Source organism: Jannaschia seohaensis (assembly GCF_900116765.1).
Lineage (GTDB): Bacteria > Pseudomonadota > Alphaproteobacteria > Rhodobacterales > Rhodobacteraceae > Jannaschia > Jannaschia seohaensis.
Map to the genome: position 1 here is coordinate 152,526 of NZ_UETC01000002.1, position 11,904 is coordinate 164,429.

Sequence of the window (11,904 nt, forward strand, 5' to 3'; positions counted from 1 at the left end):
ATGGCGGCCCTGATAGACAGACAGTCGAGCGGCGTGTTCATCATCGCCGCCACGCCCTTTACCGACGACGGAGCGCTCGATCTCGAAAGCGCCGACCGCATGGTCGATTTCTACCTCGAATGCGGGGTGTCGGGGATGACGATCCTGGGCATCATGGGCGAAGCGCCCAAGCTCGCCCCCGATGAGTCGATGACCTTCGCCCGCCACGTGCTGGACCGGGTTGCGGGACGCGTGCCGGTGATCGTGGGCGTCTCGGCTGCCGGCTTGGACAACATGGCGCGACTGACGGGCGCGGTGATGGAGGCGGGCGCGGGCGGCGTGATGGTCGCGCCCCAGCCCGGGCTGCTCACCGACCCGAAGCTGAAGGGCTATATCGCGCAGGTCTGCGCCGCCCTGGGCCCCGATGTCCCGATCTGCTTCCAGGACTATCCGCAGACGACCGGGGTGCAGGTCTCGGTCGAGACGATCATCGACCTGACCGTAAAGCACCCGCAGATCGTGATGCTCAAGCATGAGGATTGGCCCGGCCTGACCAAGCTCAGCCGCGTGCGCGCCGAGACCGGGGTGGGCGACGTGCCGCGCATGTCGATCCTGACCGGCAACTCGGCCTTGTTCCTGGCGCAGGAGATGCAGCGGGGGGCCGATGGCGCCATGACCGGCTTCGCCTATCCGGAGATGCTGGTGCAGGTCGTGGCCCGCCATCGGGCGGGCGATGTGGACGGGGCCGAGGATCTGTTCGACGCCTATCTGCCCATGGTCCGCTACGAACAGCAGTTGGGCCTGGGCCTCGCCATCCGTAAAGAAGTGCTGCGGCGCCGGGGTGTGCTGGCCTCGGCCAAGGTGCGGGCCCCGGGCCCGTCGCTGACCGACCGCGATCACGAAGAACTGTCGCGCCTGATGGCGCGGCTCGACAAACGTCTGGGGGAGCTGAGCTGATGGATCTGGGACTGAAGGATAAGCGCGCGCTGGTGATGTCGTCGTCGCGCGGGCTGGGGCTGGCTTGCGCCACCGCGCTGGTGGCGGAGGGCGCGCATGTCCTGCTGACAGGGCGCTCGGAGGACGCGCTCAAGGCGGCCGCCGCCGACCTCACCGCCAAGGGGCCGGGGAAGGCCGATTACGTGGTGGCCGACCTCACCGACGCCTCCACCGTCGAGACGCTGGCCTCCACCGCCGAGGAGGTGCTGGGCGGCGTCGACATCCTGGTGAACAACACCGGCGGCCCGCCCCCGGGGCGCATGGCGGATGCGGATCTGTCGGTGATGGCGGCGCAATTCGACGTGATGGTGATGCGCGTGGCCGAGATCACCGCCCGCCTGCTGCCCGCCATGCGCGAACGCGGCTGGGGCCGGATCGTGACCATCGCCTCCTCGGGCGTGATCCAGCCGATCCCCAATCTGGGCCTGTCGAACGCGCTGCGCTCCGCGCTGGTGGGCTGGTCGAAATCGCTGGCGAACGATGTCGCCGCCGATGGCGTGACGGTGAACATGCTTTTGCCCGGCCGCATTCACACCGCCCGCGTCGACCAGCTCGACGAGGCGGCGTCCAAGCGCACCGGCAAGACGCTGGAGGAAACGCGCGCGGCCTCCCGCGCGACGATCCCGGCCGGTCGCTACGGCGCCCCGGAGGAGTTCGGCGCCGTCGCCGCCTTCCTGTGCAGCGCGCCCGCGAGCTACGTCACCGGCGGGCTGATCCGCTGCGATGGCGGCGCCATCAAGTCGGTCTGAGGGAGGCCCCATGTTCGATCTCGTCATCACCGGCGGCACCGTCGTCACGGCTGCCGACACGTTCCGTGCCGATATCGGCATCTCGGAAGGCCGCATCGCCGCGCTCGGCCTCGGGCTGGAGGGCGCCGACCGGATCGACGCGACCGGCAAGCTGGTCCTGCCCGGCGGCATCGAGGCGCATTGCCATATCGCCCAGGAGTCGGCGACGGGTGGCATGACCTCGGACGATTACACCTCCGGCTCGATCAGCGCGGCCTTCGGGGGCAATTCCTGCTTCGTCCCCTTTGCCGCGCAGCATCGCGGCATGGGGGTGACAGAGACGCTGGACCTCTACGACTCGCGCGCGCAGGGGGCATCGGTCATCGATTACGGCTATCATCTCATCGTGGCCGACCCGACGGAGAAGGTTCTGGCCGAAGAGCTTCCCGCGGCCTTCGAGCGGGGGGTCACATCGTTCAAGGTCTTCATGACCTACGATCTGATGAAGATCGACGACAAGCAGTTCCTCGACATCCTCACCGTCGCCAAGACCCATGGCGCGCTGACCATGGTCCATGCCGAGAATTCCGGCATGATCGCCTGGATGACCGAGCGGCTGATGGCGGGCGGCCATACCGCGCCACGCTACCACGCGCCGAGCCACCCTGCCCTGGCCGAGAGCGAGGCGATGAACCGCGCCATCTCGCTGGCCAAGCTGGTGGATGCGCCGCTTCTGATCGTCCATGTGTCGACGCCCGAGGGCGCGGCGCTGGTGTCGCAAGCCCGGCTGGAGGGCGCAAAGATCTTCGGCGAGACCTGCTCCCAATACCTGTTCCTGACCCGCGACGACCTGGACCGCCCCGGCATGGAGGGCGCCAAGTTCATGTGCTCGCCCCCGCTGCGCGACGTGGCCACGCAGGAGGCGCTCTGGCGGCATCTCCAGGCGGGGACGTTCAGCCTGTTCTCCTCGGACCACGCGCCCTACCGCTATGACGAGACCGGCAAGCTCTCGAACGGGCCGGACGCGACGTTCAAGCAGATCGCCAATGGGATGCCCGGGATCGGGGTCCGGTTGCCGCTGCTCTTCTCGGAAGGGGTGAACAAGGGGCGGATCACGCTCCAGCAATTCGCGGCGCTGTCGGCGACCAATGCGGCGCGGCTCTACGGGCTGGAAAGGAAGGGCTCGATCGCCGTGGGCATGGACGCGGATATCGCGATCTGGGACCCGGAGGAGACCCGGATCGTCTCCGCCGAGAACCAGCACGACAACATGGACTATTCCGCCTTCGAGGGCTGGGAGGTGACGGGCTGGCCCGTCGTCACGCTCTCGCGCGGCCAGCGCGTCATCGCCGATGGCAAGCTGGTGGCGGAGCCGGGCCACGGGCAATATGTCCACCGCGCGCGTCCCGACCTGACGGGCCATCCCGGCCACCGCGCGCCCGAGCTGGACCCGGCCACGAATTTCGGCGCGGAGATCGCCCCGTGAGCGGCTCCATCGTCGTCATCAATCCGAACTCCAACCAGGCGGTCACCGACGGGCTGGACGCGGCGCTGGCCCCCTTCCGCCTGGAGGGGGCCCCGGCCATCGAATGCGTGACGCTGACCGAGGGGCCGTTCGGCATCGAGAGCCAGCTGCATTCCGACCAGGTCGTGCTGCCGCTCGCCCGTCTGGTGGAGGCGCGAAGCGACGCCGCGGCTTTCGTCATCGCCTGCTACTCCGACCCCGGCATCGACGCTTGCCGCGCGATCAGCCCGGTCCCCGTCTTCGGCATCCAGGAGAGCGGCGTGCTGGCCGCGCTGGCCCGCGCCGACCGGATCGGGATCGTCGCCATCTCCGACGCGTCGGAGCGGCGCCATCGCCTCTATATGCGGCGGATGGGCGTCTCGGCCCGCATCGCCGGGGAGCGCGCGCTCAACATGAGCGTCGACGAGAGCGCGCGCGGCGCGGGCACGTTCGACCGGCTGTTGGAGGTCGGCGGCGCGCTGATCGGCGACGGGGCCGAGGCGCTCGTGCTGGGCTGCGCGGGGCTTGCCACCCATCGCACGCGGCTGGAGGCGGCGCTGGGCCTGCCGGTGATCGACCCGACCCAGGCGGCGGTCGCCGATGCTCTCGGAGCGGTGCTGGCGGCGCGTCTCTAGCCGGGCTAGCGTCGCGGCATGAAAATCGACCGCCGCAACGACCTCTCCCTTCGCCTCCTCGAAGTCTTCGGGACGCTGATGCTGCACCAAACCACGGTGGCGGCGGCGGAGGAGCTGGGCATCTCGCAACCCTCCGTCTCGGTGGCGATCAAGCAGCTGGAAGGCCAGGTCGGCTTCACGCTGTTCGAGCGGGAGAAGAAGCGGCTCATCCCCACCGACGACGCGCGCATCCTGTTCCAGGAGATCGCGCCGCTCTTCGATCAGCTTCGCTCGGTCGAGGCGCGGGTGCGCGATCTGCGCGGCGGCGCGGCGGGCATCATCCGCATCATGGCGACCCCGCCGCTCGGGCATTCGGTGGCGCCCCAGGCGCTGTCGGCCTTCATGGCCGCGCGACCGGGCGTCACGATCCAATACGACGTGCGGCGGATGGAAAACGTGGTCGACGCCGTGGCCGTCGGCGCGGCCGATATCGGCCTTTGCCTCGGGCTGGAGGCGCATCCGGGACTGGACGTCCAGGTTCTGCGCAACGACCGGATGGTGGCGCTGATGCCGGCGGATCACCCGCTTGCGCGCCTCAGCGTGGTGACGCCGGGCGACCTAGCCGAGCATCGCTTGGTCGGTCTGGATCGCGCCTCGCGACTGGGTCTCGTCGTCCAGACAGCGTTCGAGCGGGCCCGCGCGCCCTATCGGCCTCAAGTAGAGGTCCGTTACTGCCACACGGCGGCGGTGCTCACCCAGGCCTGCCGGGGGGTCACCGTTGTGGACCGCTACACGGCATCCTTCCTGCCGCACATGACGCTGGCCAGCCGGCCCTTCGATCCCGCCATCTCAATTCCGGCCTGTCTGGTCTCGCGGAAGGGCCGGCAGTTGTCGCGCCTCGCGACCGAGTTCCTGGCCCATTTCGGCGACGCGCTCGAATCGGGGGCGACCGGCTGACATCTGATTCGATCCGGGCGCTTCGGTGGTCGTCTGAGGCGCTGACACGGGACGCGCCCTGACCGGGATCGGCACTGAACTGACCCGTCGCGCCGCATTGGTCTGAGCGGCCTCACTGCATGCGAACGCATGCAAAGGTATACCGCGAGGTCTATGTAGCGCCACCTTGCGATACATCAAGGTGCGGAAACAGAACGAAGAATATCGCTAACGAAAATAATTTTACTGATTTTCAAGCGATCATGTTCATTCGTTTACAAACTTTCCGCGACACAAGAGAAGCTTACGCCTTGCCTCAGCAGGAGGTGTATTTTGACCGCGACAGACTGATCGATCCGACGATCCGTTCCGGCAAACTCTGAGGGAGGGGCGCCATGCCGAAAGACCACCACACACCCAGCTCCGGATTCGACGCCAGCACGGCCCATGTCGATGCCGACGGCTATGCCCGGATGTATCAGGCCTCGGTCCAGGATCCCGACGCCTTCTGGGGCGAGCAGGGCAAGCGGCTGGACTGGATGACGCCCTACACGAAGGTCAAGAATACCTCCTTCGCGCCCGGCAATATCGATATCCGCTGGTTCGAGGACGGCACGCTGAACGTCGCCGCCAACTGCATCGACCGCCACTTGGAGACCCGCGGCGACCAGACCGCCATCATCTGGGAGCCGGACGATCTCGGCACGGACGCGCCCCAGCACATCACCTACCGCCAGCTGCACGACAAGGTCTGCCGCATGGCCAACGTCCTTCTGGACCTGGGCGTGGAGAAGGGCGACCGCGTCGTCATCTACCTGCCGATGATCCCCGAGGCCGCCTATGCGATGCTGGCCTGCGCGCGGATCGGGGCGATCCACTCCATCGTCTTCGCGGGCTTCTCGCCCGACGCGCTGGCCGCCCGCATCCAGGGCTGCGATGCCAAGCTGGTCATCACCGCCGACGAGGCGCCGCGCGGCGGCCGCAAGACCCCGCTGAAGTCGAACGCCGATCAGGCGCTGCTGCACTGCAAGGACGACGTCTCCTGCCTTGTGGTCAAGCGCACCGGCGGCCAGACCACCTGGACCGCGCGCGACCGCGACTGTCTGGCGCTGATGGAAGAGGCGTCCGACGAGTGCCCGCCCGAGGAGATGGGCGCCGAGGATCCGCTCTTCATCCTCTACACCTCCGGCTCGACCGGCCAGCCAAAGGGCGTCGTCCACACCACAGGCGGCTATCTCGTCTATGCCTCGCTGACCCATGAGATCGTTTTCGACTACCACGAGGGCGATGTGTTCTGGTGCACCGCCGATGTCGGCTGGGTCACCGGGCACAGCTACATCGTCTACGGCCCCCTGGCGAACGGCGCGACCACGGTCATGTTCGAGGGCGTCCCGACCTACCCGGACGCGGGCCGTTTCTGGGAGACCTGCGAACGCCACGGCGTGACGCAGTTCTACACCGCGCCCACCGCGATCCGCGCGCTGATGGGCGCGGGCGACGACTGGGTGAAGAAATATGACCTGTCCGCTCTGCGCGTCCTGGGCTCGGTCGGGGAGCCGATCAACCCCGAGGCCTGGAACTGGTACAACGAGGTCGTGGGCGGCGGCCGCTGCCCGATCGTCGACACCTTCTGGCAGACCGAGACGGGCGGCCACATGCTGACCCCCCTGCCCGGCGCCACCAAGCTCAAGCCCGGCGCGGCGCAACAGCCCTTCTTCGGCGTGCAGCCGGTCGTGCTGGAGCCCACCTCGGGCAAAGTGATCGAGGGCAACGACGTCGAGGGCGTGCTCTGCATCGCGGATAGCTGGCCCGGCCAGATGCGCACCGTCTGGGGCGACCATGCCCGCTTCGAGAAGACCTATTTCGGCGATTATGCCGGCTACTACTTCTCGGGCGATGGCTGCCGCCGGGACGCCGATGGCGACTACTGGATCACGGGCCGCGTGGACGACGTCATCAACGTCTCGGGCCACCGCATGGGCACCGCCGAGGTCGAAAGCGCTCTGGTCGCCCATGAGAAGGTCGCCGAGGCCGCGGTCGTGGGCTACCCCCATGACGTCAAGGGCCAGGGCATCTACGCCTATGTCACCCTGATGGACGGTCAGGAGCCCTCGGACGCGCTGCGCAAGGAGTTGTCGGACTGGGTTCGCGCCGAGATCGGGCCGATCGCCAAGCCGGACCTGGTCCAATGGGCCCCCGGCCTGCCCAAGACCCGCTCAGGCAAGATCATGCGCCGCATCCTGCGCAAGATCGCCGAGGACGATTTCGGCGCGCTGGGCGACACTTCGACCCTGGCCGACCCGTCGGTCGTGGACGATCTGATCGCCAACCGCATGAACCGGACGCGCTCAAGCAGCGAAGCGGTCGCGCAGAAAGGGGACCAGTAATGGACGGCATGACGGTCGAGACCGGCGCGCCGGTCCTGATCCTGCTCGGGCCTCCGGGCGCGGGCAAAGGCACCCAGGCGCGGATGCTGGAGGAGGCCCACGGCCTTGTGCAGCTCTCCACCGGCGACCTGCTGCGCGCCGCGGTCACGGCAGGCACCCCGGCGGGCCAAGCCGCCAAGGCGGTGATGGAGGCCGGCGGGCTGGTCAGCGACGAGATCGTCATCGAGATCCTGCGCGACCGCCTGGCCCAGCCCGATTGCGCGCGCGGCGTCATCCTCGATGGCTTCCCGCGCACCGCCGTGCAGGCCAGCGCGCTCGACGGCCTCCTGGCCGAGCGGGGGCAGCGCATCGACGCGGCGATCAGCCTGGAGGTTGATGACGCCGCCATGGTCGAGCGCATCTCGGGCCGCTTCACCTGCGGCGGCTGCGGCGAGGGCTATCACGACAGCTTCAAGGCGCCCGCCATCCCGGGCACCTGCGACCGCTGCGGCGGCACCAAGATGAAGCGGCGCGCCGATGACCGCGCGGAGACCGTGATGCAGCGCCTCGCGGCCTATCACGCCGAGACCGCGCCGCTCATCGCCTATTACGAGGAAGCGGGCAGCCTGACCCGCATTCCCGCGATGGGCGCTATCGAAGAAATCGCGGCCGAGCTTTCGGCCGTGGTGCGACAGACGGCCCGGCTCGGGCCGATCCGGGGCTCCTGGGAGGGGGCCGAACGATCACAGGAAAGGGAGGGGCCCACAATGCCCTATGACAAGGCGTCCTCCACCGGCGCGCAGCCGTCGGCGGAAGAGGCGAAAGACAACGCAAGCTACTGGAGCGCCAATGTGCGCCTGATCCTGATCAGCCTCGCCATCTGGGCGGTGGTCTCGTTCGGGTTCGGGATCGTGCTCAGGCCGCTTCTCTCGGGCATCTCCGTGGGCGGGGCCGATCTCGGCTTCTGGTTCGCGCAGCAAGGCTCGATCCTGGTCTTCCTGGCGCTGATTTTCTTCTACGCCTGGCGGATGAACAAGCTCGACCGTGACCACGGCGTGGAAGAGGAGTAAGGACCGATGGATCAGTTTACCATCAACCTGCTGTTCGTAGGCGCGAGTTTCGCGCTCTACATCGGCATCGCGGTCTGGGCCCGGGCGGGCTCCACCAGCGAGTTCTACGCCGCCGGGCGCGGCGTGCACCCGGTCACCAACGGGATGGCCACGGCGGCCGACTGGATGTCGGCGGCCTCGTTCATCTCGATGGCCGGCCTGATCGCCTTCACCGGCTATGACAACAGCTCCTACCTGATGGGCTGGACCGGCGGCTACGTGCTGCTGGCGCTGCTGCTCGCGCCCTACCTGCGCAAGTTCGGCAAGTTCACCGTCTCCGAGTTCATCGGCGACCGCTTCTACTCCAAGACCGCGCGCCTGGTGGCCGTGATTTGCCTGCTGGTGGCCTCGATCACTTACGTCATTGGCCAGATGCAGGGTGTGGGCATCGCCTTCGGCCGCTTCCTGGAGATCGACGCGACCTGGGGTCTGCTGCTGGGGTCCTGCGTGGTCTTCGCCTATGCCGTGTTCGGCGGCATGAAGGGCGTGACCTACACGCAGGTGGCGCAATACTGCGTGCTGATCACCGCCTATACCATCCCAGCGGTCTTCATCTCGCTGCAGCTGACGGGCAATCCGATCCCGGCGCTGGGCCTCTTCGGTGAGCACACCGCCTCGGGCGAGCCGCTCCTGGCCAAGCTCGACCAGATCGTCCGCGACCTGGGCTTTGCCGAGTACACCGCCGCCCATGGCTCGACCATCAACATGGTGCTCTTCACCCTGTCGCTGATGATCGGCACGGCGGGTCTGCCCCACGTTATCATGCGCTTCTTCACCGTTCCTAAGGTGTCCGACGCGCGCTGGTCGGCGGGCTGGACCCTGGTCTTCATCGCCCTGCTTTACCTGACGGCCCCGGCCGTGGGCGCGATGGCGCGGCTCAACATCTCCGAGCTGATGTGGCCCAACGGGACCGATGCCGCCGCCGTGAGCGTCGAGCAGATCGAGACCGACCCCGAGTACGCCTGGATGGCCACCTGGCAGCAGACCGGCCTTCTGGACTGGGAAGACAAGAACGGCGACGGCCTGATCCAGTACTACAACGACGGTAATGCCGAGCTGCAGGAGAAGGCCGCGGCCAACGGATGGGCCGGCAACGAGCTGACCAACTTCAACCGCGACATCCTGGTGTTGGCAAACCCCGAGATCGCGTCTCTTCCGGGCTGGGTCATCGGCCTGGTGGCGGCGGGCGGCCTCGCGGCGGCGCTGTCGACGGCGGCGGGTCTGCTGCTGGCGATCTCCTCGGCGGTCTCCCATGACCTGCTGAAAGGCCAGCTGACGCCCAACATGTCGGAGAAGTCGGAACTGCTGGCGGCGCGCGTGTCGATGGCGGCGGCGATCGTGGTGGCGGTCATCCTGGGTCTCAACCCGCCGGGCTTCGCGGCGCAGACAGTGGCCTTGGCCTTCGGTCTAGCGGCGGCGTCGATCTTCCCGGCTCTGATGATGGGTATCTTCTCGACCCGCATCAACAACGCGGGCGCCGTGGCGGGGATGCTGGCCGGTCTGATCGTGACCCTGGTCTACATCTTCCTGCACAAGGGCTGGTTCTTCATCCCGGGGACCAACAGCTTCACGGACGCGGATCCTCTGCTGGGCCCGATCAAGTCGACCTCCTTCGGGGCGATCGGCGCGGCGGTGAACTTCGCGGTGGCCTACTTCGTGGCCGGCCGCACCAAGGAGACGCCGCCCGAGATCGTTGCCCTGGTCGAGAGTGTGCGCATCCCCCGCGGGGCTGGCGGCGCGGTCGAAGGCCACTAAACGAAACGCCCGGGCGCGCCGCGGCGCGCGCCCGATGGCCCCCGTCCCGTCCGTCTCCCTGCGGGCGGGACACTTCATTTCCGGAAGGTCCGCGCCGATGCCTCTCGCTCCCGTTCACGCGCAGTTCCTCGCCTCGGTGCATCCCTACGACACCCTGTCCGAGGGCGACCTGGCGGCCCTCGCCGCGGCCTGCGCCGCCCGCAGGCTCCTCCCCGGCGAGACGGCCTTTGCCGCGGGCGACATCGCGGCCGAACTCTTCGTCATCGTCTCCGGCCAGATCGAGGTGGTGGATGCGGACGGAAACCCGATCTCCATCCTGGGCGTGCGCAACTCCTTCGGAGAGCGGGCGCTGCTGCGGGGCGAGGCCCATACCCGCACCGCCACCGCGACCGAAGACGCGACCCTGATCGCCATGCCCGCCGCCACGCTCCGGGCGCTGATCGAGGCGCATCCCCCGGTCGCCCGCTTCTTCGACCGCCGCCCCGCGCCAAGGCCCCGTGACGACCTGGCCACCCTGGATGTAGCCAGCCTGATGACCCGCACGCCCGAGACCTGCACCCCCGAGGACACGATCCGCCACGCGGCCGAGCGGATGCAGGCGCGCCGGATCTCCTCGATCTGCGTGGCGGACGCGACGGGCCTGCGCGGCATCGTCACCCTGCGCGATATGAACGCCCGCGTCGTCGTCGAGGGGCGCGACCCCCAGGCCCCCGTCGCCTCGATCATGACCGAAGCGCCGCTGACCCTGCCGCCCCGCGCGCTGGTCACGGACGTGCTGCATCTGATGGTGGAGCGCGGCATCGGCCATGTCCCCATTACCGAGAACGGCAAGCTGCTGGGCATCGTCACCCAGACCGACCTGACCCGGGCGCAGGCGCTTTCCTCCGCCGATCTGGTGCGCCGGGTGGCCCGCGCCGCCGACACCGCCGAGATGGCGCGCGCCACCGCCGAGATCCCGCAGCTGCTGGTCCAGCTCATCGACGGGGGCAACCGCCACGAGGTCGTCACCCGCCTCATCACCGACATCGCCGACACCGCGACCCGCCGCCTGCTCGCGCTGGCCGAGGCGGAACTGGGCCCGCCCCCCGTCCCCTATCTCTGGCTCGCCTGCGGCAGTCAGGGCCGGCAGGAGCAGACCGGCGTCTCGGACCAGGACAATTGCATGATCCTGTCGGACGCCGCGACCGAGGCCCATACCCCCTATTTCGAGGCGCTCGCCCGCATTGTCTGCGACGGGCTGAACGCCATCGGCTATGTCTACTGCCCCGGCGACATGATGGCCTCCAACCCGCGCTGGCGGCAGCCGCTTTCGGTCTGGCGCGACTATTTCCGTCGCTGGATCGCCAAACCGGACCCGGAGGCGCAGATGCTGGCTTCGGTCATGTTCGACCTACGCCCGATCGGCGGCGATGCGCGCCTGTTCTCGGACCTGCAGGCCGACACCCTGGCCCGCGCCTCGGCCAACTCGATCTTCGTGGCGCATATGGTGTCGAACTCGCTCAAGCATCACCCGCCCCTGGGCCTGCTGCGCGGCCTCGCCACGATCCGCGCGGGCGAACATCGCAACCGCCTGGACCTCAAGCATAACGGCGTCGTGCCCGTGGTGGATCTGGGCCGCATCTATGCGCTGACCGGACAGCTGGAGCCCGTGAACACCCGCGCCCGCCTGGAGGCGGCCATGGCCAAGGGCGTGCTGTCGCGGTCCGGCGGGGCGGACCTGCTGGACGCCTACGATCTGATCGCGACGGCCCGGTTGGAGCACCAATCGACCCAGATCAAAGACGGCGACGCGCCGACAAATTACCTCGATCCTGCCGAATTGTCGGATTTCGAGCGCAGCCACCTGCGCGATGCGTTCGTGGTGGTAAAGACAATGCAATCCGCCATCGGATCGGGAAAGGGAGCCCTGGGATAACG

The 11,904-nt window shown here is 68.3% G+C and carries 9 protein-coding genes and 1 pseudogene; all 10 read left to right on the top strand.

Annotated features, from left to right (window positions below):
- The 10 genes and pseudogenes from DTQ71_RS05475 to DTQ71_RS05515 all read left to right on the top strand — a co-directional run bounded on the left by DTQ71_RS05475 (nt 1) and on the right by DTQ71_RS05515 (nt 11,902).
- Complete coding sequence (locus DTQ71_RS05475; RefSeq protein WP_109563280.1) at nt 1–936, top strand: dihydrodipicolinate synthase family protein; 936 nt, start codon at nt 1–3, stop codon at nt 934–936.
- The gene (locus tag DTQ71_RS05480) at nt 936–1,724 is read left to right on the top strand and encodes an SDR family oxidoreductase (protein ID WP_109563281.1); all 789 of its coding nucleotides are present in this window, start codon (nt 936–938) and stop codon (nt 1,722–1,724) included. The genes DTQ71_RS05475 and DTQ71_RS05480 overlap by 1 nt, the downstream gene beginning before the upstream one ends.
- Before the next feature lie 10 nt (nt 1,725–1,734).
- Nucleotides 1,735–3,189, top strand: coding sequence for a dihydropyrimidinase (hydA, locus tag DTQ71_RS05485; protein WP_109563282.1), 1,455 nt, complete (start codon nt 1,735–1,737; stop codon nt 3,187–3,189).
- The gene (locus tag DTQ71_RS05490) at nt 3,186–3,842 is read left to right on the top strand and encodes an aspartate/glutamate racemase family protein (RefSeq protein WP_109563283.1); all 657 of its coding nucleotides are present in this window, start codon (nt 3,186–3,188) and stop codon (nt 3,840–3,842) included. Before hydA ends, DTQ71_RS05490 begins: the two co-directional genes overlap by 4 nt.
- A gap of 18 nt (nt 3,843–3,860) precedes the next feature.
- Nucleotides 3,861–4,778, top strand: a complete 918-nt coding sequence (locus DTQ71_RS05495) for a LysR family transcriptional regulator (RefSeq protein WP_109563284.1) — start codon at nt 3,861–3,863, stop codon at nt 4,776–4,778.
- Nucleotides 4,779–5,152: 374 nt separating this feature from the next.
- Entirely contained in the window at nt 5,153–7,144 is a 1,992-nt protein-coding gene (acs, locus tag DTQ71_RS05500) for an acetate--CoA ligase (RefSeq protein WP_109563285.1), read from the top strand.
- Nucleotides 7,144–7,827 (top strand): annotated as a pseudogene (locus DTQ71_RS24080) (adenylate kinase); the annotation flags it as partial. The gene acs and the pseudogene DTQ71_RS24080, both read left to right, overlap by 1 nt.
- 63 nt (nt 7,828–7,890) lie before the next feature.
- Complete coding sequence (locus DTQ71_RS24085) at nt 7,891–8,193, top strand: DUF4212 domain-containing protein (protein WP_170125345.1); 303 nt, start codon at nt 7,891–7,893, stop codon at nt 8,191–8,193.
- 6 nt (nt 8,194–8,199) lie between these two features.
- Nucleotides 8,200–9,987, top strand: coding sequence for a sodium:solute symporter family protein (locus DTQ71_RS05510; RefSeq protein WP_109563286.1), 1,788 nt, complete (start codon nt 8,200–8,202; stop codon nt 9,985–9,987).
- Between the two features lie 97 nt (nt 9,988–10,084).
- Entirely contained in the window at nt 10,085–11,902 is a 1,818-nt protein-coding gene (locus DTQ71_RS05515; protein ID WP_109563287.1) for a DUF294 nucleotidyltransferase-like domain-containing protein, read from the top strand.
- The last annotated feature ends 2 nt before the right edge of the window (nt 11,903–11,904 follow it).